Consider the following 19,292-nt stretch of genomic DNA (forward strand, 5'->3'; position numbering starts at 1 on the left):
AATCAGGTGACCGCGCGGACGAAGGCGGAGCGGAGGTTGTCGCCGTCGGCGATGACCTGTTGGACGATGACCTGCTTGCCGCGCGGGTCTGCGCCGCGGCGCAGCAGTTCCGGGTCGGCCTGGCCGAAGTCGACCGGGCCGGTGACGCCGCGGAACAGGTTCGCGCCGGTGGTGGCGCGCAGGGCGGCGTACAGCTTGGCGCGGTCGGGCAGGGCGGTGTCGGTGCGGGCGCGTTCGATGGCCTCCAGGAACAGGTTCACCGCGTCGTAGGCCAGCATCACGTGGCCGTTGGGGCCGGAGCGGAAGGCCCTGGCCTGCTCGCCCTGTTCCTTCTGCGCGTCGGCGTGCTGGGTGAAGAACTGCTCGGCCTCGGCGGGGGGATGGCCGCCGGTGATGCGGCGCCAGCCGTCCTCGGTGGGGCCCAGCGTGGTGAAGTACAGCCTTCCGTCCACATAGGATACTCGGCGGGCGCGTTGCTGCTCGTTGCCTGCCAGGTCGGCGTAGCCTGCGGTTTCCAGCTGGGACAGGTCGTCGGCGCCCAGGATCACGGTGTCCCGGTCGCAGGCGGAGTCGTCGAGTTTCTCCAGCAGGGTGGGCATCTCGTTGGCCCGGCCGGAGTAGATGAGCAGCGGCTTGCGCTTGCGCTGGGCCGCGATCTCGCACATCTCCTTGACCCGGGTGGCCAGCAGGTTGCCGGTGTTGCTCTTGCCTGCCTCATAGGTCTGCTCGACCGGCTCGCCCAGGCCGCTGCGCAGCCGCAGCAGGGTCCGCACGTAGTCGTCCTTGAGTTCGGCGCTGTAGCGGTCGGTGGGGTCGTGCAGCAGGAACGGCTGACTGTCCCGTAGCCGGGATTCGTTGGCGGCGAAGGAGATCGCCGCCTCGGCCTGGCGCTGGTTGGGCGGGGCGATCCGGAAGAAGTAGTCCTTGCCGCTGAAGGCGTTGCCGGTGGGCGCGGAGGCCACCATCGGAATCCCCTGCCAGGGCCCGATGGCCGAGCCGAGGATCTCGGCGGCGCGGATGGTGGAGTCGCGGGTCTGGCCCATGCCGCTGACCCCGATCACCGTCGGATCACTGTCCACAAGGGACTGGATCTTCTCCGCGGTGTGCTGGGCGAACTCGGAGTTGCCGCCGAAGTTGGCCAGTACCAGGCGGATGAGGAACGGTGGCTTGATGGTGGGGGTGTTGAACCGGTTCCAGGCGCGCTGGGCGAGGTAGGCCCCGCGCAACTCGTTCACGCCGGCGGACAGGTCCCGGCGCGGTACTTCGTTGGCGCTGCTCAGCATCGAGGCCACCACGAGGGTCACGTACGGCCGCCTGCGGTCGTCCGCGGCGGGCCGGGCGGCCTCCCGGCGCACTTGCTCGTTCTGTTCGGCGATCAGCCTGCTCAGCTCGGCGCCCTCGATGTCGTCGGGCAGGGTTTCGTTGGCGTCGTGCATGAAGTTGCCGATGCCGTCGGTGACGCCGTAGCACTCACCCTGCGCGGACTTGGTCAGCATCAGGCTCGGGTCGAACACCGAGTCCAGCACCCGCCCCGGCGCGAAGAACCCGTCCCGGTCGCAGTGCGTGAGCTGGTGCCGCAGGTACACCCCGCCGTAGCCGAGCAGCAGCACGGCCACCAGCACCACCGCGGTCCGGCGCAGGGTGTGCGGCGGCGGCCACACCGCGGGGTAGGGGTGGCGGTCCTCGCCGGTGCTGTAGGGCGGCAGCGCGGGGCCGGGTTCGGCGATCGAGTTGTCCTCGGCCAGCCGGACCTGGTTGCGGTAGAAGGAAAGCTGGTCGGCCACCGCGGGCTGTCCGGCGGCGTCGAGGTTGCGGTAGGCGCGCAGCACGTCGTCGAAGAGTTCGGCGCTGCGGCGCACGGTGGAGGTGCTGGAGCGCAGTTTCCACACCGCGATCAGCAGTTCCTCCACCCGGCGCACCCGCGGCCAGTTCAACCGGCTGCGCAACTGCCTGCTGTGCCGCCAGCCGGGCGCCTCGGCGATGATCTCCAGGTCGGCCACCCACCGGCTGTCGCCGCGGGTGAGCCGGGAGGACAGGTGACTGGCCACCACGTGCGTGTCGCCGAGGGCCAGCGCGTGGTAGAGCCGATCTCCCTGCCGCCCCAGCATGGTGTAGTGGTTGCGTAGTTCGCGGTGCACGTGTTCGTACGGGTACTCCGCGCCCGCGCCGTGCGCGAGCAGTTGCGCGCCCAGCAGTTCGCGCAGCAGCGGGTGCAGCACGATCCACCGGCCGTCGGCGCTGCGGTCGGCGAAGCTGTAGGTGGACAGCCTGCCCCAGATCTCCTCCGCGTCCCGGTCCGGGACCAGCCGTTGGATGGTGGCCAGATCGAGTCGGCGCGGGGCGGCGAGGCGGGTGAGCAGCCGGCGGGTCTGGGCGCGCTCGGGCACGTCGGAGCCGCGGAAGCGTTGCAGGAAGCGGACCAGCAGGTAGTCGCCGACCTTCTCATCCGGTTCGGCCCCGGCCTCGTCCCTGGGCACCCGCTGGGCGAAGACCGCGCGCACCGAGGGGATCACCCGGTCCCGCCGGAACAGCCGGTCCACCACCTGCGTGGTGAGCCGGACCGCCAGGGGGTGGCCCTTGGTGACCTCGTGCAGTTCGGCGACCAGCGCGTCCGAGCGGACGGTGCTGTCCCGGCTGCGGTTCCATTCGTGCAGGAACTGCCGGGTCTGTTCCAGGGTGAACGGCCGCAGCCGCACCGGCAGCACCGCGGCCCCGGCCGGTCCGTGGTTGGCCCGCGCGGTCTCGAAGCGTTGCCGCCAGCCGTGGTAGCGGGCGTGCGCGGCGTCGCCGGGGTCGAACGAGTCGGTGTCCTGCGGTGGGATGTCCTGCTGGTCGGGGGTGGCCTGTTTGGTGGCCACCACCAGCAGCGGCACCTCGGGGTGGCGCAGTTTGGCCTCGGCGAGCAGTTCGAGGAGGTCGCTGACCGGGGGTTCGGGGGCGGTGCGGCCGGGCGGGAACAGGTTGACCTCGAAGGGGGACAACAGGTCCGCGCCGTCGAGCAGCAGCACGCAGTTGACCCGGCGGCGCCTGCGGCGGTGGCCCTTGTAGGCGCCGTCGAGGTCGGCCAGGAAGGCGGCCACCAGCAGCCGGTCCACCACCAGGCGGTCCCGGCGTTCCTCGCTGCGCAGCAGGTGCCAGATCTGCCCGATGACCTCGTCCACCTTGCAGCCCTTGGCCAGTCCGAGCACGCCTTCCCCGGCGACTTTCTCGTACCAGCGCCAGGTGGCGGCGAACCGGCGTGGCGCGAGCAGCCAGCGGATCTTCGGCGGGGCCACCACGGCCAGGGTGATCAGCCAGCTCAGCAGCGGCCGGATGAGGCGGGTGAGCCAGTGCGGGGCGGGGGCGGACTCGGCGAGCGAGCCGACCACGTCGGCGATCCGGGGCAGGCCGGTGAGCCGGTGCGCCAGGAGCTGGCGGGCGCGGCGGTGCGGGTCGCCGTCCTCCTCGGGTTGTGCGGCGGTGCTCTGGGCCAGTCGGAGCAGTTCGTAGCGGGGCAGCCGCATCCGGCCGAAGTGCGCGTTCTGGTAGCGGCGGAGCTGGCCGAAGACCGCGTCCAGGACGTCCCGGCAGGATTTGGACCCGGTCTCGTCCAGGTCCACCCGAGCCAGCGGCACATCGGGGCGGCAGCGGCGTTCGAGGTGGTCGAGCAGGGTGGTCTTGCCACTGCCGCCGGGCCCGTAGGCGACCACGATGGGCAGTGGCCGCCGCGCCTTGCGGTCGATGAGGGAGGCCAGCAACGCGGCCGTGCTGTCCCGCCCTACCAGGCCGAGGTCAGGCTCCAGCGCCACCGATGACACCCCCAGGAAGTCCAGCGCGGATCGTGACCGCGTGTGCCACCACAGTAGTCAGCGCCTCTGACACCCGAGTGAGGTTGCCCCTTGAGGCGGCCGAACGGGTCAGTCCGGCGGCCGAAAGTGAAACCCTGCCCGAAAGGGAGGACCTGGGGCGAACACGATGTCACCCGGTTGGCGGCCTGGCACCGTTCTCCCATGGGAAGCGTTGCGGTGCTTGACCGCGCAGCGGGGGAGTGGACCAGCGCCGTTCCGCTGCCGTCCCCCAGAGCCTGGTGGGGCCATTCCGACGGGCTGGTCCGGCTGCCCGACGGTGCGATCGTGGCAGTCGGCGGCGAGGACGGCCGCCGGAGTGCCCGCGCGGAGGTCTTCCGCTTCGACCCGGTGCGGCAGGACTGGTCCGAGCTGGCGCCACTGGCCACCGCCCGCCGCCGCAACTCCGCGACCGTGCTGGCCGACGGCCGGATCCTGGTGGCCGGCGGGCTGACCGGGCCGAGGGAGTTCCCGGCGCTGGGCCTGGCCAGTGCCGAGCTGTACGACCCGGCGACCGGCAGGTGGACCTCGGCCGGGTCGATGGCGGAGCCGAGGTTCTTCCACCACGCGACGCTGTTGCCGGACGGCCGGGTGTTGCTGGCCGGTGGCAGCACGACCCGCGCGGGCGGGTACACGATGCTGGAGACCGCCGAGCTGTACGACCCGGATTCGGGCCTGTGGACCAGGACCGAGCACTACGACGCGGACGCGGGCCCGCGCAGTCTGGCCGAGGCCAAGCAGGTCGGCCGCACCGGTGATCGCGCGCTGGCCCTGGCCGCGGGCGGGGTGCTGGTGGCCGGGACCGGGCCGAAGGCGGCGCTGCGGGTGGCGCGGGCGCATTTCGGCGTGGTGGAACTGACCGACGGCCGGGTTCTGGTGGCGGGCGGGGTGCTGGTGGCAGGCAGTGGCGCGGCGGGCGAGGCGATCCCGGCCGCGGGCGAGTTCCCGTTGACCGCCGACGCGGAGATTTTCCGTTTCGCCTGACCCGCCATCAAACTGCCTGCCGAGAGAGCGCGACCACCCCGGGCCCGCCGACCCGCCGGCGCCCAGCCCGCGGGGTTAGTCTGATCATCTCTGCCACCGACCCGGCCACCGCGCCCGGCCGCGGTCACACCTGGGGAAGGTCGCCCATGCCTTGGCTCCTGCTCGCCGGAGCGATCCTGGCCGAAATCACCGCCACGCTGTCCCTGCGGGCCAGCAACGGTTTGTCCAGGCTGGTGCCGGTGGTCTTCGTGGTGCTGGGCTACGGCATCGCCTTCACCCTGCTGGCCTTCGCCCTCAAACAGATCAACGTCGGCATCGCCTACGCGATCTGGTCCGGCGTCGGCACCGCGGGCACCGCCGTCGTCGCCAGCCTCCTGTTCAACGAGAAGCTGAACCCGATGGCGATCACCGGCATCTGCGTCGTCATCGCCGGCGTCATGATCATGGGCTTCTCCGGCAGCGCCACCCACAGCTGACCCCCACCGACGAGTTGGGCCAACTGGTACGCCGGTTTGGCCACAGTGGGCGTACCGGTTGGCCCAAGTGGGACGCGGGAGCGGCGGCGGTCCCGTCTCCGCCGTCGCCCCCGGGTCACCACGTCAGCCGACCTGCAGGTCCACGCAGTTGTAGAAGGCCATCGCCGTGTCGGCGATGTTCCAGATGGCCAGCACCTTCTGCCGGCCGGAGTGGTTGCCCAGGTTCACGTTGTGCGACACGGTCGCGCCCGGGATCGCGCCGTTGTCGTTGAACGAGGCGATGCGGGTGCCGCCGATGAAGTACTCCCAGGTGGACGTGCGGTGCCGGGCGGTCAGGCGCCAGTTGAAGGTGACGTTGCGCCCCACCGAGGTGGCCCGCCAGCCCTTGCCGTCGTTGTTCAGCTCGGCGAAGCGGCCGACGTTGCCGTGACAGTTGCGCAGGCCCTTGGGGCCTTCCACGCTCTGCGGTTCGTACTTGATGTCCCCGCAGGACACCGTGCCCGCGGCGCACTGCTGCTGACGGCTCGGCGGGTTGGCGATGTAGCCGTGCGCGCTCGCCTCCGTGGCCGGCAGGGCAACCAGCATCGCCGGCACCATCCCGAGTCCGGCGGCGGCCGCGACGAGCTTGCTTTTCACGCTCATGTCTCTCCTTCACAGGGTGGAGGCGACTGAACGGAAGATTCCGAGGTTGTGCGGTCCTGCGTGCGGACCGTGGCGGCGGCGAAGTGGAATCAACGTTCGCCAGGTGTGGTCTAGACCAGATTCATCTTGGCAAACGTTGGGATGAGTCGACATACGACAGACGGGTGAACCGGTTGGTGACTTGCCGTCACCAGTCGGCCCACCCGTCGGATGCCCAGAGTGGTCTAGGCCGCTTCCAAAGTCCGGCCGTCCGGCCCTACCCGGATCTCCTCGGCCCCACTGGCCAGCGCGTCCAGCATCCGGTCCACCACGTACTGCGGATCCGCGCCACGCCCCAACCGGTTCGGCCGGCGACCCGCGGCCGCGCGCTCGCCCATGCCGGTGTCCACGTGCGGCAGTTTCGCGTCCAGCACGGTGACCCCGCGCGGCCGTTGCTCCTCGCGCACCGCGGCCAGCCAGGCCGACAGCGCGGCCTTGCTGGCCGAGTAGGTGGCCAGTTCGGCGGCGGGCCGGTCGGACTCCACACCGGTGATCGCCGCGATCGCCGAACCCCGGTGCAGCACCGGCAACGCCGTGCGCAGGATGGCGATCGGGGCGAGGGTGTTGACCGCGAAGAGCTGCTCGGAGACCACGTCGTGGGTGTTCTCGGCGGTGCCGAAGGCCACGATGCCCGAGCACACCACCACCCCCTGCAGCCCGCCGAGCACCTGGTGGGCATCGCGCACCAGCCACGGGCAGCCCTCGACGTCGTAGGCGTCGAAGCGTTTGTACTGGCAGCCGCCCAGTTCGCGGGCCAGCGCGATGAGTTTTCGGCGATCACGTCCGGCCAGCGCGAGTTTCGCGCCCCGGTCGGCCAGCCCACGGCTGATCCGGCCACCGAGGACACCGGTGGCACCCACCACGAGAATCCGCGCTCCGCTCAGCTCCATAGATCGAGAATCCGCCAAGAATTGGCGAAATACCAGGTCTGCAAGGCTGTTCGACCCGGTGAGCCCAATCCGATCAGCCGCTGCGACCAGACCGCGGGGCGAACCGGCCACCGAGCGTCTACCGTCGTCGCATGCACGATCACGCCACCGACGCGCGAGCGCTCCGCCGCTCCGGAGACCAGGGCACCGTCCCGCTATCGCTGGACCTGGCCGCCAGCCCGTTCCGGGTGGACCGGGACCGGGTCGCGGCCAGCCCGTTCTTCGCCCGCCTCGGCGGTGTCACCCAGGTGATCAGCCCGTCCGGCTCCGGGCTGCTGGTGCACAACCGGCTCACGCACAGCATCAAGGTCGCCCAGGTGGCCCGCGCGATCGCCGAGCGCCTGCGCCGCAACCCTTTCCACGCCGACCTGGTGGACAAGCTCGGCGGCTGCGAGCCGGATGTGGTGGAGGCCGCCGCGCTCGCGCACGACCTGGGCCACCCGCCCTTCGGCCACCTCGGCGAGCAGGTCCTGGACCGCCTCGCCCGGCACCGGCTCGGCCTGCCGGACGGCTTCGAGGGCAACGCCCAGTCCTTCCGCATCGTCACCACCACCGATGTGCGCGGCCCGGCCGCGGTCGGCCTTGACCTGACCGTGGCGGTGCGCGCGGCCATGCTGAAGTACCCGTGGACCCGGCTGTCCCACCCGGACCCGCACCCGCGCACCATGCCGCAACCCCCGCGCGGCGCCGGTGAGCCCGCGGACTCGCCGGGCACCGGATCGGCCAAGTTCTCCGTCTACGTCTCCGAGATCGACGACATGCTGCAGGCCCGGCTGCCCTTCCACGGCCGGATCCCGGACTGGCAGCAAACGGTCGAGGCCTCAGTGATGGACACCGCCGACGACATCGCCTACGCCATCCACGACCTGGAGGACTTCCACCGGGTCGGCGTGCTGCAACACGCCACGGTCGCCGCCGAACTCGACGTCTGGCAGCGCGAGCAGCTCGACCTGGCCGGGATGAGCCGCGCCGACCTGCACGCGCAGTCCCGCCGCCCCGGCCGGTCCCTGGAACTGTTGCGCCGCCGACTGCACCAGAAGGACGGTTGGGTGGTTGACGACGAGGCCTTCGCCGCCGCGGTGGCCAGGGTGCGCCGGGACCTGGTCGACGGCCTGCTCTCCACCCCCTTCGACGGATCGGTCGAGGCGGAGCAGCTGGTCGCGGACTTCTCGGTGCGCTGGACCGCCCGCCTGGTCGAGGGCGTCACCATGCTCGCCGAACCCAGCACCCGCACCGCGCACGTGGCGCTGGCCCCCGACCAGTGGCACGAGGTGCAGGTGCTCAAGTTCGTGCACCACCGCTTCGTGCTGGGCCGCCCGGACCTGGCCCTGCACCAGCGCGGCCAGGCCCGGCTGCTGACCTCGCTCGTGGAGGCGCTGGACCAGTGGCTCAGCGACCGCTACGAGCGTTCCCGGCTGCCGCGCAGGCTCAACGACCTGGTGGAGCTGGCGCAGGGGGAGTACACCGAGCTGGCCCGGACCCGGCCGCAGGTGCTGGCCGGGGCCACCGGTGAGCTACCGGAGGGCCGGGACTCACTGCGCAGGCTGGCCCGCGGGCGGGCGGTGGTGGATTTCGTGGCCTCGCTGACCGATTCGCAGGCGGTGGCCATGCTGGAGGCGCTGTCCGGACGCACCGGGCAGCTGTGGACGGACGCCTTCGTGCTGTGAACCGCGCCTGAGTCAACAGAACCGGGTCAGCGGGCCCGGGACAGCGCGGTCGCCAGGGCCGCCCCGGCCATCCGTTCGGTCAGCCCGCACAGCTCGTCCTCGCCGATGCCCGGCCGGGTCGCGGTGCCGGTCACCGCCAGGGTCCGGCCCTCGGCCACGCTGATGTGCACCCCGCACGGCGCGCCGCGACCGGCCGCCGAACTCACCCGCGCGGCCGGGAATCCGGCGACCCCGATCAGCGCCGCCCTCGCGCTGGAGATGCCCAGCCAGCTCTCGATCCCGGCCCCGGCCCACGGGGTCAGCACGAACCGGTGCCCGGCCGGACCGACCACGTAGGCGCACCACGGGTCCTGCGATCCATCGGTCGGCCCCGGTTCGATCCGGGACACCCGGAACTCGCCCTGCTGCGCCGAGGTCAGCAGCTCACAGGCGGGCACGGTGTGCGCGGCGACATCCCGCGGCCGCTGCGGCACCGCCGTGCCCGGCGGCGCGGCGGTCGCGCTGCCGGGGCCGGGCGCGCCACTGCCGCAGCCGGTGGCCAGCAGGGCCAGCGCGGTCAGGACGATCGGGATGGCGCTGCGCATGGTGCCGCCTCCTCGCGCGAGTCAGTCCATGGTGATGGCGTCCAGCTTCGCCCGCAAATAGTCCGCGGCCCGCACCTCCGGGTAGTCCACCTTGCCGATCGGCGGGCCGAGCGAGGAGATCCGGGCGTCCGGATCGGTCTCGTAGAAGTAGATCAGCGAGATCAGCTCCTCATCGGGCGCGCTGGCATCCGGTGGCAGCACCCGGTGCCGGGTGGAGCGCCAGCGGTCGCCGGTCCAGCGAGCCAGCAGATCGCCGATGTTGACGGTGAAGGCGGCCGGGTCGAACGGCGCGTTGATCCAGTCGCCGTCCAGGGTATGCACCTGCAGGCCGCCGACGCCGTGCTGGCGGTCCAGGATGGTCACCGTGCCGAAGTCGGTGTGCGCGCCGATCCGGAACTGGCCGGGCGCCGGAGTGCCCACAGTGGACAGTGGCGGGTACCAGTTGATGTTCATCGTGTACGAGGGATGCGTTGCCTGGCCGGAGAAAAAGTCCGGTGCCAGCTCAAGGGCCACCGCGCACAGCACCAGCAACTCGTCGGCCAGCCTGCGCATGTGCCCGAGGTATTCCTCAGTGAGGGCCTGCAACGCGGGGGTCTCGGCGGGCCAGACGTTGGGCGCGAACCATTCCCGGTCCAGCTCCGGGTCGCCGGTGGGCGCATCCGCGCCGACCGAGTAGCTCTCCTTGAGATCCGGTGGCGATTCGGCGCCCTCGGCGTAGGAGTTGGCCTCCGCGCCCGGCGGCAGCCAGCCGTGCTCGCCGACCTTGACCGCGTAGCGCCGTTTGGTCTCCGCCGGGAGGGCGAAGAACTCCTTGGCCGCGGCGCGTACGTTGTCCCGCAAGGCCTCCGGCACGCCGTGTCCGGTGATGAGCAGGAAACCCGATCGTTGCAGGGCGAGGTCCACCCGCCGGGCCACCTCGGACCGGGCGGCGGCATCGCCGTGGAACCAGGGCGTGAGGTCGATGATCGGCACCGCGTCACTCATGTTCGGACGGTAGCAGCAGTGCTTTCCGCCGTTGGGCGGAACTTTGCGGGTTGACAACGCGAGCCGGGTCTTGTCCACCAGGCAAACGTTACGAAGCGTGCAAGTAAGAGTTGTTGTCTCACCCGGTGGTACTTCCCCCGAACGGCTGCTGACCAGTGGCTTTCGTGACCGTACGTTTACCGATCAGCCGGGGATCCCGGTGATCGACGCGTGTGTCGGGGCACGCACAACACGTGGAGGGCGCGTGCGAACACGGTTACGTCCATCCCGGCTGACCACCGTTTTGGTCGCCGGGGCAACCTGTCTGACAGCGGCACTGGGCGCCGTGACACCCGCCGTGGCGGCGCCTGGCAACCCCGCTGACAACGGGGGCCTGTCCGAGCGGACCGCGCGGCAGATCAACACCTTGCAACGGGTCAAGGCGACCCAGTCCAAGGCTGAGTCCAAAGTGGACAGTCGTCTGGTGGTGGAGCAGCGGCTCCGCCAGGACCGCTCGCTGCTGAGTGCTGCCCCGGAGCTGAACACCGGGATCGCGGTGGCGGGCAACGGATCCGTGCTGGTGGAGATCCGGGCGGACCAGGTCTCCGACGAACTCACCGGCGAGGTCCGCAAGCTGGGTGGCGTGCTCCGGCACGTCTCCCCGGACACCCGCACCGTGCGCGCCGAACTGCCGCTGTCCTCGCTGGCCAGGCTGGCCGCACGCGGGGACGTCCGGCAGATCGAACCGGCCAGCGAGGCGATGACCGCCCGCGCCGGGGCACCGAAATCCAGTGAGAGCAAGGAGGCGCGCGGCAAGCGGATCGCCGAGCAGACCCGCGCCGCCCTGGCCGCCAGGCAGCAGCGGGCAGGCGTCGCCGCGGTCACCTCCGAGGGTGACCGGGTGCACGCCGCGGACACCGCCCGCCGCGACTTCAAGATCAGCGGCGTCGGCGTCAAGCTGTGTGCCATGTCCGACGGCGTGGATTCCCTGGCCGCGCTGCGGACCCAGGGCGAACTGCCCGCGGTCGACGTCCTCGCCGGTCAGGAGGGCGACGGCGACGAGGGCACGGCGATGCTGGAGATCCTGCACGACGTCGCGCCCGGCGCCACCCTCGGTTTCGCCACCGCCTTCAACGGCGACGCCAGCTTCGCGGACAACATCCGCAAGCTGCGCTTCGACCTCAAATGCGACGTCATCGTGGACGACGTCCTCTACTTCAACGAATCCCCGTTCCAGGACGGCATCATCGCCGCCGCGGTCAACGACGTGACCGCCAACGGCGCGCTGTTCTTCTCCTCCGCGGGCAACGAGGGCAACCTCGCCGACGGCACCTCCGGGCACTGGGAGGGCAAGTTCGTCGACTCCGGCAAGGGCATCGGCCGGTTCGTCGGCACCGCGCACGACTTCGACCCCGGCGCCGGGACGCAGATCATCAACCCGATGTCGGCGGGTTCGGGCGCCAAGCCGGTCACCCTGTTCTGGGCCGACCCGCTGCTGCGCTCCACCAACGACTACGACCTGTACCTGTTGAACGCCAACGGGGACGTGGTCAGCCTCAGTCAGGGCGTGCAGGACGGTCTGCAGAGCCCGTATGAGCGGGTGGACACCACCGCGGGCGGTCAGCGGCTGGCCGTGGTCAAGTACCGCGGTGAGGACAAGTACCTCTCGCTGTCGGTGCTGCGCGGCCGGTTCAAGGACGCCGACGGGTTCAAGGGCTTCGCCACCTCCGGAGTGACCCGTGGCCACTCCGCGGCGAAGAACGCCTTCAGCGTGGCCGCGGCCCCCGCGGCCAAGGCCTTCACCGGTGGCGAGATCGGCGACCCGGCCAACCCGGCAGGCCCCTTCCCCGGTGTCTTCGACGGCACCGCCAAGCTGGAGCGCTTCAGCTCCGACGGCCCGCGCCGGGTGTTCTTCCACGCCGACGGCACCCCGGTGTCCGCGCCCGAGGGCGAGGTGCGGCAGAAGCCGGACCTGACCGCCGCGGACGGCGTGGTCACCAAGACCCCCGGTTTCAGCCCGTTCTACGGCACCTCGGCCTCCGCGCCGCACGCCGCCGCGATCGCCGGCCTGATCCTCTCCGGCAACCCGGGTCTGCCGGCCGCGGATGTGCGGCAGGCGCTGACCAGCACCGCGGTGGACATCGGCGCGCCCGGCGTGGACAACCGCGCGGGTGCGGGCATCGTGCTCACCGACAAGGTGCTGGCCTACACCGGCGCCAGCCCGCAGCCCAGGGCCGTTGCCCAGTCCCCGACGGTCAGCCCGACCAGCGGTGACGGCGACGCCTGGCTGGAGCCGGGGGAGAGCGCCTCGCTGTTCCTGCCGGTGCTCAACAACGGCGACGGCACCGCGGCTTCGGTCAGCGTGGCGCTGACCGCGACCACGCCGGGCGTGACCATCGCGCCGCGCACCAAGAACTACGGCACCATCGAGGCCGGGCAGACCGGGCTCAACCAGTTCTCCATCTCGGTGCCCTCGACGCACCTGATCGGGGATCCGGTGGTGCTCTCGGCGCGGGTGACCTTCGCCGGTTCGCTGTCGCCGACGGTGACCTCGCTGAGCATCCCGATCGGCCAGCCCTCGGCGGTGGCGAAGAACTTCGCCTACGCCGGTGACGCGGTGGCCATCCCGGACGGCGATTCGGCCGGGGTTTCGGTCACCATCCCGGTGACCGGTGTCGGCCGGGCCTCCAAGGTCACCTTCTCGGTGGACGGCACCGACTGCTCGGCCGCCGAGGGCTCGACCACCGCGGGCATCAGCCACACCTACGCCGGTGACCTGGTCGGCACCCTGACCTCGCCGTCGGGGCAGGTCATCACGCTGTTCCAGCGGCAGGGCGGCAGTGGCAACAACCTCTGCCAGGTCGTCTTCGACGACGGCGCCGCCCAGCCGTTCAGCGGGGTCACCCCTGGTCAGGCGCCGTTCACCGGCACCTGGCGGCCGGTGTCGCCGCTGTCGCCGACGCTGCGCGGCACCGCGGACGGCACGTGGACGGTGAAGGTGGTGGACAACGTCCGCACCGACGTCGGCCACCTGCGGCAGCTGTCCCTGCACATCAACGGCTACGAGTGACGTTGCGTTGATCGTCGGCGCCCCGGAGTGACCCAGTGGTCGCTCCGGGGCGCCGTGGTCTTAGGGTTTCGATCGTGACCGGCTCGCAACCAGCCCCCGTCGCCCCCGTGGAGGTGGTGCCGGTGCCGCGCGCGCCAGAGGACGTGCTGGCCGATGTGGCCGCCGCGGTCCTCGGTCCCGGCAGGCATCTCAGCGTGGACCTGATGGACCTCCTGGACGGGGTGGTCCGCGGTCCGGTCGACGCGGTGCGCGCCAACGACGACCTGCTGCCCCGGCTGGCCCACGAGAACGCCCTTGGCACCGTGCTCAACCAGATCCGCCGCCTGCTGCGCCCCGGCGGCGTGCTCGTCGCCGCAGTGCCTGAGCTGGCCAAACTCGGCGTGTTCCGGCCCACCGCGCCGCCGCCGCGGGTCACCGGCTCCGGCCCGGACCGCCAGGTCACCGTGCAGCTGTGGGACTGGGCCGAGGACGGCGGCTCCTACGGCCTGGACGTCGTGCAGCTCATCCGCGGCGCGGAGGGCTGGGCGGTGGCCGGTTCGGTGTCCACCCACCACCGGGTGCTCTCGGTGGAGGAGGTCGCCGAGGCGCTGACCGAAGCCGGTTTCGCCGCGGTGCAATGCCTGTCCCCGGCCGAGAGCGGCCATCCGCTGCCGCTGTGCGTTGCCTTGGCCCCGCGATGAGCCGGGTCCGCCAGGTTGCAGGCGGTGGCCGCGCGGTGGAGGTCGAACCCGAACGCCTGCAAGGGTTCCTGGAGCGCTTCGGCACCCGCCACCAGGGCGTCACCGAGTCGGTGCTGGGGCCGGACCAGGCCGTGTTCACCGCCGCCGACGGCGCCCGCGCCGAGCTGACCATCCCCTTCGGCGGCCTGCCCGGCGACCCGATCACCAGCCCCGGCCTGCACCTGGACCCGCTGCTGCCGCACCTGCTGTTGCCACGCCGGATCGCGTTGATCCTGGTCCGCCTCGGCGGGCACAGCCTGGGCATCGCCGAAGGTGGCAAGGTGCTGCTGTCCACCACCGACCGCCGCCAGGTGCACGGCCGCAACAAGGCGGGCGGCTGGTCCCAGCAACGCTTCGCCCGCCGCCGCGAAGGCCAGGCCAGGGTCGCGCTGCAGGCCGCGGCCGACGACGTGTTCCGGGTGCTGGTGCCCCAACTGTCCACTGTGGCCGCCGTAATGCTGGGCGGCGACCGCGCCGCGCTGGCCGAACTCCGCACCGACCGCCGCATCGCCGAGCTGATGAACCGCGCCGAGGACCGCATCCTGGACGTGCCCGAGCCGCGCCGCACCATCCTCGACGACGCCGCCGAACGCGCCCGCACCGTCGAAGTGGTGGTCACCGAACCCTAGGAGCGCGGCCCGGCGGTCACCTGCAACTCATACGGCCGGTAGTCGTGGTCCGGATCGCTCGCCTGGAAGCCCGCGGCGGTGAGGATCGCCAGCAACGCCTGCTGCATCGCCTCCATCACCTCGCCCTGGCGGGTCAGCACCGGATCGTCCAGTCGCCCGTCGTTGACACAGTCCGCCGCCGCCTCCGCCAGCCGCGGATGGGTGTGCCAGTCGACCCACACGCCGCCAGCCTCGTCGTCGGCGGGGTCCACCTCGACCCGGACGCCCACCCGGAGACCAGGTGCGAGGTCGCCGGTCATCGGCAGCCCGGCCTCGGCGAGCGTGTCGCGCACGTCGGCGGCCAGTCCGCGCAGTGCGCTGAGCCGGTCCTCGGACACCTTGGGCAGCATGCCGGGATTCTAGTGAACCGGTCGCTCTTCAGGGCCGCTTCAGACTTGCCCCGCAAGCTCGGACGGGTGACCCGAGCCGAGATCACCGGCACCCCGACCCGGCGGTATCGTCCTGAGCTGCAAGGGTTACGCGCGTTAGCGGTCGTCCTGGTGGTGATCTACCACGTCTACTCGGACCGGATCTCCGGCGGCGTGGACGTGTTCTTCCTGCTCTCCGGCTTCCTGCTGACCGGCCAGCTGGTCCGCGCCGCCGAACGCGACCGCCTCGACCTGTCTCGCCAGTGGGGCCGCACGCTCACCCGGCTGGTCCCCGCGGCGGCGGTGGTGCTGGCGGCCACCGCGGTCGCGGCGTATGTGATCCTGCCCCCAGAGCGCTGGTTCCAGACCATCCGCGAGGTCTTCGCGGCCGCGGTGTTCCTGGAGAACTGGCGGCTGGGCGCGGATTCGGTGGACTACTTCGCCCGCAACGACCTGGCCAGCCCGGTGCAGCACTTCTGGTCGCTGTCCGTGCAGGCCCAGATCATGCTGCTGCTACCGCTGCTCATCGCGCTGCTGGTGCGTCGGCGCGGCGGACTGCGGCGCCGGATCGGCCTCGCGCTCGGGGCGATCACCGCCGCGTCCCTGACCTACTCCATCGTGCTCACCACCACCGACCAACCGTTCGCCTACTTCAACACCTTCACCCGGGTCTGGGAGTTCGCCCTCGGCGGCCTGCTGGCCCTGGTGGTGGACGCGATCTCGCTGCCCCAGCGCCTCCGCCGACCGATCGGTTGGTTCGGGATCCTCGCGCTGATCAGCTGCGGCCTGATCATCGACGTGGGCACAGTTTTCCCCGGCTACGCCGCGCTCTGGCCAACCCTGGCCGCCGTGCTGGTGATCGTCTCCGGGGACGCGGTGCGGGTCCTCTCCGCCCGCCCGCTGGTCCGGCTCGGCGACCTCAGCTACTCGCTGTACCTGTGGCACTGGCCGATCCTGGTGCTCTACCTGGTCGCCCGCGGCGGCGACCAGGTCGGCTGGCGCGGCGGCATCCTGGTGATCGGCGCCGCGCTCACGCTGGCCACGCTGACCCACCGATTCATCGAGCAACCCACCCGGCTACTGCCCGCGACCCGTTGGGGCGCCTACCGATTCGCCGCGCTGCTGCTCGTCCCGGTACTCGCGCTGGCCACCTCCTGGCAGGCCCTGGCCCTGCGCGAGGCCAACTACTCGATCACCATCGGCAGCCGCGACTACCCTGGCGCGCAAGCCATGATCCCCGGCTTCCAGTACCGCGGCGCCGACGACCTGCCGCCGATGCCACCCCGGATCGCGCTACCCCAGGACTGGGCCACCCTGGACGATCTCGACTGCACCCGCGCCGCCCGCAACCCTGACCTGGAACTCTGCTCGACGTCCACAATGGACAAACCGGCGAAAACCGTTGTCCTGGTGGGAGATTCACACATGCAGCAGTACCTGGCCGCGGTCCGCCCGATCGCGGCCAAGCGCAACTGGCGGGTGGTGGCCATGCTCAAGGGCCTCTGCCCGTTCTCCACCGCGTCGGAGTCGATGCCCGGCGATCAGCCCTGCGTGGACTGGAACGCCGCCGCCGCGGCCGAGATCATCAACCTCAAACCCGACGCCGTGCTCACCCTGGCCAGCCGGGACGTCAGGATCGGCCGCACCGAGGTCACCCCACCCGGCTTCGTCGAACAGTGGAAACGCCTGGCGGCGGCCAACATCCCGGTGATCGCACTACGAGACAACCCCCGCTTCGACCACTGGCCGTCCACCTGCGCCTACGAACTCGGCCCGGACGCACCCGACTGCGTGGCCACCCGCGCCGACCTCTACCCGGAACACCCGCCCTACCTGTCCATCCCGGACATCCCATCCACCGTGTCCTTTGTGGACCTCAGCGACTACCTGTGCGCGGCCGAGGGCTGCCCACCGGTGATCGGCAACATCCAGGTCTACCTGGACGACAACCACCTCTCAGCCAGCTTCGTGGCCTCACTGTCCCCGGTGCTCGCCCGCAGGTTGCTGCCCGCGCTGACCCACTGAGCCCGGTAGCGTCGAGGCCATGGACGCCCGGCAGCTCGCCTACTTCCTCGCGGTCGTGGACCACGGCGGCGTGCACCGGGCCGCCGCCGCCCTCTACCTGGCCCAGCCCTCCCTGTCCCAGGCGATCCGCGCACTGGAACGCGACCTGGGCCAGGACCTGTTCCACCGCGTCGGCCGCCGCCTGGTGCTCACCAACGCAGGCCACGCCCTGGTCGAACCCGCCCGCCAGGTAGTCCGCGACCTGGACACCGCCCGCGCCAGCGTCGCCGCCACCGCCGGCCTGACGGTAGGCCGGGTGGAGATCGCCGCCATGCCCTCCCAAGCAGTGCAACCACTGAGCCGCCTGATCACCGAGTTCACCACCCGCCACCCCGGCCTGTCAGTGACCATCCGCGCCGCCTTCACCGCCCCCGAAGTGATCGAGTCGGTACGCACCGGCGTCACCGAACTGGGCCTGCTAGGCGCCACCGAACTCCCCGCCGCCGCCGACATCCGCCTGATCCCACTGGGCCGCCAGCGCTTCGTCCTCATCGCCCCACCCGACGGCCCATTCCAGCCCGACCAGGTGGTCCGCCCGGAAGACCTAGCCGGCCAACGGATCGTGGTCGGCCAGCCCGGCACCGGCATGCGCCGCCTGGTCGAACAAATCCGAGCCAGCGGCGTAGACCTCCAGCAGGTCGTGGAAACCGAACATCGCGAAGCCATCCTGCCCCTGGTACTCAGCGGCGTCGGCCTGGCGATACTCGCCGAGTCCTGGTCCGACCTGGCCCACCGAGCAGGCGCCCTGGTCCTGACCCTGGAACCCCCCGCGCACCTCACCCTGGCCCTGGCCACCAGAACCGCCCCACTCACCCCCGCCGCCAAGGCTTTCCTCGCCGTGGCCACGGCGTCGGCGGACCAGGCCAGGTAGGCGGCAGGCCAGGTAGGCGGCGGAGCAGGTCGGCTGAGGAAGCGGCGGACCAGGTCAGCTGAGGAGGCGGCGGAGCAGGTCGGATGGGCGGCGGGCAGGCCAGGTGGACGGCGAAGCAGGTCAGGTGACGTTCCGGGCACGAACAGGACACGTCGCCGACGGCCGGACAACGCGCCGCAGGACTCGGGCGTCTGCCGGGTAGCCGGACTTCCGGTTCCCGAGGGGAGCACGAGATGGTGTTACGACGATTGGCCTTACTGCTGGCCGCACTCGCGGCCATGGCGCTGACCGCGCCCCTGACCGCCTCAGCCACACCCGGCTACTGCGGCCTCGCCTGGGGCTCCACGGACAAACACGCCAACCCCACCACCACGGCCGAGCTGACCAACATCCGCGCCGGCCGCCAGGACTGCTTCGACCGGCTGGTCATCGACCTCCGCGGCGTCGCCGACGGCTACACGGTGCGCTACGTCCCGGAAATGACCGAAGACCCCACCGGCAACCCAGTGCCGCTGCGCGGCGGCGCGATCCTCTCGGTCAAGGTCGACGCCCCAGCCTACGACGAACACGGCAACCTGACCTACCACCCAGCCAACCGCGCCGAACTGGTCAACGTCACCGGCTACCAAACCTTCCGCCAAGTAGCCTGGGCCGGCTCCTTCGAAGGCCAGACCCTGGTCGGCCTGGGCGTGCGCGCCCGCCTGCCGTTCCGGGTATTCACCCTGCCCAACCGAGTCGTGGTGGACGTCGCCCACTTCTGGTGAGTCCGTAGCCGCCCAGCACTCGCGGAGCAACACACGGACCCGGCGGTCGATCTCATCCCGGATCGACCGCACGGCCGCGACTCCCCGCCCCGCCGGCTCGTCCAGGCTCCAGCCCAGGTTCAGGCCGCAGCCCAGATAACGCCTGCGCGGGAGCACCGCAGCGGGAGCACTGGACAGGCACCCCACATCCCGTGGTGATCACCACCCGTGGCCTGGGCGCGCCGGAGCGAATTGGCGGCGCGCCCGACGCCCGGCAGTTGCCCGGCCCCGACGGGTTGCCTGGCCCGAGGGCTGTCAGGCCTGATGGCTGCCTGGCCCCCGCCGAGCGAGTCGGCCGAGTGAGTCGCACGAGTGAGCCTTCGGCCCTCCGCCCCGCACACCGCTCTCTAGCGGAACGCAGAAACCCGCGTTTTGGTTGCCTTCGCGTTTGGATCACCTACCCAAACGGGTGATTCACGCCGCTCGCCACGCCTGGAGTGCCCTGCCTGGACCAGAAAACCGCTGCCGCCGCTTGTGTCCGGTGGGCTACCCGCGCTAAGCGGGTTGCCAGAAGTTGTGTCCGTAACTCGCGGGAGTTGACCTTCCCTCGAACGTGAAGAGCCCCGTCGGGTTGGATTGAGTTACCACACACAACCGACCCGACGAGGCCTCCTTCAGTAT

15 protein-coding genes are annotated in these 19,292 nt (G+C 71.3%); 9 read left to right on the forward strand and 6 right to left on the reverse strand.

The features are described from left to right. Positions 1 to 2: 2 nt before the first annotated feature. Positions 3 to 3,788, reverse strand: a complete 3,786-nt coding sequence (locus ACTOWY_RS39255) for an AAA family ATPase (protein WP_441314662.1) — start codon at positions 3,786 to 3,788, stop codon at positions 3 to 5. Positions 3,789 to 3,989: 201 nt separating this feature from the next. Between ACTOWY_RS39255 and ACTOWY_RS39260 the strand changes: the two genes are divergently transcribed. Together ACTOWY_RS39260 and ACTOWY_RS39265 are read left to right on the forward strand one after the other, a co-directional pair. After that, a complete protein-coding gene (locus ACTOWY_RS39260) occupies positions 3,990 to 4,808 on the forward strand; it encodes a Kelch repeat-containing protein (RefSeq protein WP_441314663.1) in 819 nt (272 codons plus the stop codon). A gap of 146 nt (positions 4,809 to 4,954) precedes the next feature. Then, on the forward strand, positions 4,955 to 5,284 hold the full coding sequence (locus tag ACTOWY_RS39265) for a DMT family transporter (RefSeq protein ID WP_441314664.1): 330 nt from the start codon (positions 4,955 to 4,957) through the stop codon (positions 5,282 to 5,284). A 123-nt stretch (positions 5,285 to 5,407) separates the two neighbouring features. On the opposite strand, the gene ACTOWY_RS39270 is transcribed toward ACTOWY_RS39265, so the two are convergent. Continuing rightward, complete coding sequence (locus ACTOWY_RS39270) at positions 5,408 to 5,926, reverse strand: lytic polysaccharide monooxygenase auxiliary activity family 9 protein (protein ID WP_441314665.1); 519 nt, start codon at positions 5,924 to 5,926, stop codon at positions 5,408 to 5,410. A 224-nt stretch (positions 5,927 to 6,150) separates the two neighbouring features. Next, complete coding sequence (locus ACTOWY_RS39275) at positions 6,151 to 6,855, reverse strand: SDR family NAD(P)-dependent oxidoreductase (protein ID WP_441314666.1); 705 nt, start codon at positions 6,853 to 6,855, stop codon at positions 6,151 to 6,153. A gap of 131 nt (positions 6,856 to 6,986) precedes the next feature. Between ACTOWY_RS39275 and ACTOWY_RS39280 the strand changes: the two genes are divergently transcribed. Continuing rightward, on the forward strand, positions 6,987 to 8,561 hold the full coding sequence (locus ACTOWY_RS39280; protein WP_441314667.1) for a deoxyguanosinetriphosphate triphosphohydrolase family protein: 1,575 nt from the start codon (positions 6,987 to 6,989) through the stop codon (positions 8,559 to 8,561). A 26-nt stretch (positions 8,562 to 8,587) separates the two neighbouring features. On the opposite strand, the gene ACTOWY_RS39285 is transcribed toward ACTOWY_RS39280, so the two are convergent. Both ACTOWY_RS39285 and ACTOWY_RS39290 read right to left on the reverse strand, forming a co-directional pair. Beyond that, on the reverse strand, positions 8,588 to 9,145 hold the full coding sequence (locus ACTOWY_RS39285; RefSeq protein ID WP_441314668.1) for a DUF3558 domain-containing protein: 558 nt from the start codon (positions 9,143 to 9,145) through the stop codon (positions 8,588 to 8,590). Positions 9,146 to 9,166: 21 nt separating this feature from the next. After that, on the reverse strand, positions 9,167 to 10,129 hold the full coding sequence (locus tag ACTOWY_RS39290; RefSeq protein WP_441314669.1) for an isopenicillin N synthase family dioxygenase: 963 nt from the start codon (positions 10,127 to 10,129) through the stop codon (positions 9,167 to 9,169). 325 nt (positions 10,130 to 10,454) lie between these two features. On the opposite strand from ACTOWY_RS39290, the gene ACTOWY_RS39295 reads away from it, so the two are divergent. The 3 genes from ACTOWY_RS39295 to ACTOWY_RS39305 all read left to right on the forward strand — a co-directional run bounded on the left by ACTOWY_RS39295 (position 10,455) and on the right by ACTOWY_RS39305 (position 14,526). Then, the gene (locus ACTOWY_RS39295; protein WP_441314670.1) at positions 10,455 to 13,178 is read left to right on the forward strand and encodes a S8 family serine peptidase; all 2,724 of its coding nucleotides are present in this window, start codon (positions 10,455 to 10,457) and stop codon (positions 13,176 to 13,178) included. A gap of 74 nt (positions 13,179 to 13,252) precedes the next feature. Further along, complete coding sequence (locus tag ACTOWY_RS39300; protein WP_441314671.1) at positions 13,253 to 13,858, forward strand: hypothetical protein; 606 nt, start codon at positions 13,253 to 13,255, stop codon at positions 13,856 to 13,858. Further along, on the forward strand, positions 13,855 to 14,526 hold the full coding sequence (locus ACTOWY_RS39305; protein ID WP_441314672.1) for an acVLRF1 family peptidyl-tRNA hydrolase: 672 nt from the start codon (positions 13,855 to 13,857) through the stop codon (positions 14,524 to 14,526). The genes ACTOWY_RS39300 and ACTOWY_RS39305 overlap by 4 nt, the downstream gene beginning before the upstream one ends. On the opposite strand, the gene ACTOWY_RS39310 is transcribed toward ACTOWY_RS39305, so the two are convergent. Beyond that, entirely contained in the window at positions 14,523 to 14,915 is a 393-nt protein-coding gene (locus ACTOWY_RS39310; protein WP_441314673.1) for a hypothetical protein, read from the reverse strand. The two genes, ACTOWY_RS39305 and ACTOWY_RS39310, sit on opposite strands and share 4 nt — an antisense overlap. A 66-nt stretch (positions 14,916 to 14,981) precedes the next feature. On the opposite strand from ACTOWY_RS39310, the gene ACTOWY_RS39315 reads away from it, so the two are divergent. From ACTOWY_RS39315 to ACTOWY_RS39325, 3 genes are all read left to right on the forward strand, one after another. After that, complete coding sequence (locus ACTOWY_RS39315) at positions 14,982 to 16,958, forward strand: acyltransferase family protein (protein ID WP_441314674.1); 1,977 nt, start codon at positions 14,982 to 14,984, stop codon at positions 16,956 to 16,958. Between the two features lie 19 nt (positions 16,959 to 16,977). Continuing rightward, positions 16,978 to 17,868, forward strand: coding sequence for a LysR family transcriptional regulator (locus ACTOWY_RS39320; protein WP_441314675.1), 891 nt, complete (start codon positions 16,978 to 16,980; stop codon positions 17,866 to 17,868). Between the two features lie 233 nt (positions 17,869 to 18,101). Next, positions 18,102 to 18,632, forward strand: coding sequence for an AMIN-like domain-containing (lipo)protein (locus tag ACTOWY_RS39325; RefSeq protein ID WP_441314676.1), 531 nt, complete (start codon positions 18,102 to 18,104; stop codon positions 18,630 to 18,632). Positions 18,633 to 19,292: the final 660 nt, after the last annotated feature.

Source organism: Crossiella sp. CA198, from assembly GCF_052078295.1.
In the GTDB taxonomy this organism is placed as follows: Bacteria; Actinomycetota; Actinomycetes; order Mycobacteriales; family Pseudonocardiaceae; genus Crossiella.

Bases quoted from the DNA above. Each gene is read 5' to 3' on its own strand.
- ACTOWY_RS39310 (WP_441314673.1), bottom strand. From the start codon at position 14,915: ATGCTGCCCAAGGTGTCCGAGGACCGGCTCAGCGCACTGCGCGGACTG.
- ACTOWY_RS39260 (WP_441314663.1), top strand. From the start codon at position 3,990: ATGGGAAGCGTTGCGGTGCTTGACCGCGCAGCGGGGGAGTGGACCAGC.
- ACTOWY_RS39305 (WP_441314672.1), top strand. From the start codon at position 13,855: ATGAGCCGGGTCCGCCAGGTTGCAGGCGGTGGCCGCGCGGTGGAGGTC.
- ACTOWY_RS39325 (WP_441314676.1), top strand. From the start codon at position 18,102: ATGGTGTTACGACGATTGGCCTTACTGCTGGCCGCACTCGCGGCCATG.
- ACTOWY_RS39280 (WP_441314667.1), top strand. From the start codon at position 6,987: ATGCACGATCACGCCACCGACGCGCGAGCGCTCCGCCGCTCCGGAGAC.
- ACTOWY_RS39270 (WP_441314665.1), bottom strand. From the start codon at position 5,926: ATGAGCGTGAAAAGCAAGCTCGTCGCGGCCGCCGCCGGACTCGGGATG.
- ACTOWY_RS39285 (WP_441314668.1), bottom strand. From the start codon at position 9,145: ATGCGCAGCGCCATCCCGATCGTCCTGACCGCGCTGGCCCTGCTGGCC.
- ACTOWY_RS39320 (WP_441314675.1), top strand. From the start codon at position 16,978: ATGGACGCCCGGCAGCTCGCCTACTTCCTCGCGGTCGTGGACCACGGC.
- ACTOWY_RS39275 (WP_441314666.1), bottom strand. From the start codon at position 6,855: ATGGAGCTGAGCGGAGCGCGGATTCTCGTGGTGGGTGCCACCGGTGTC.
- ACTOWY_RS39265 (WP_441314664.1), top strand. From the start codon at position 4,955: ATGCCTTGGCTCCTGCTCGCCGGAGCGATCCTGGCCGAAATCACCGCC.
- ACTOWY_RS39290 (WP_441314669.1), bottom strand. From the start codon at position 10,129: ATGAGTGACGCGGTGCCGATCATCGACCTCACGCCCTGGTTCCACGGC.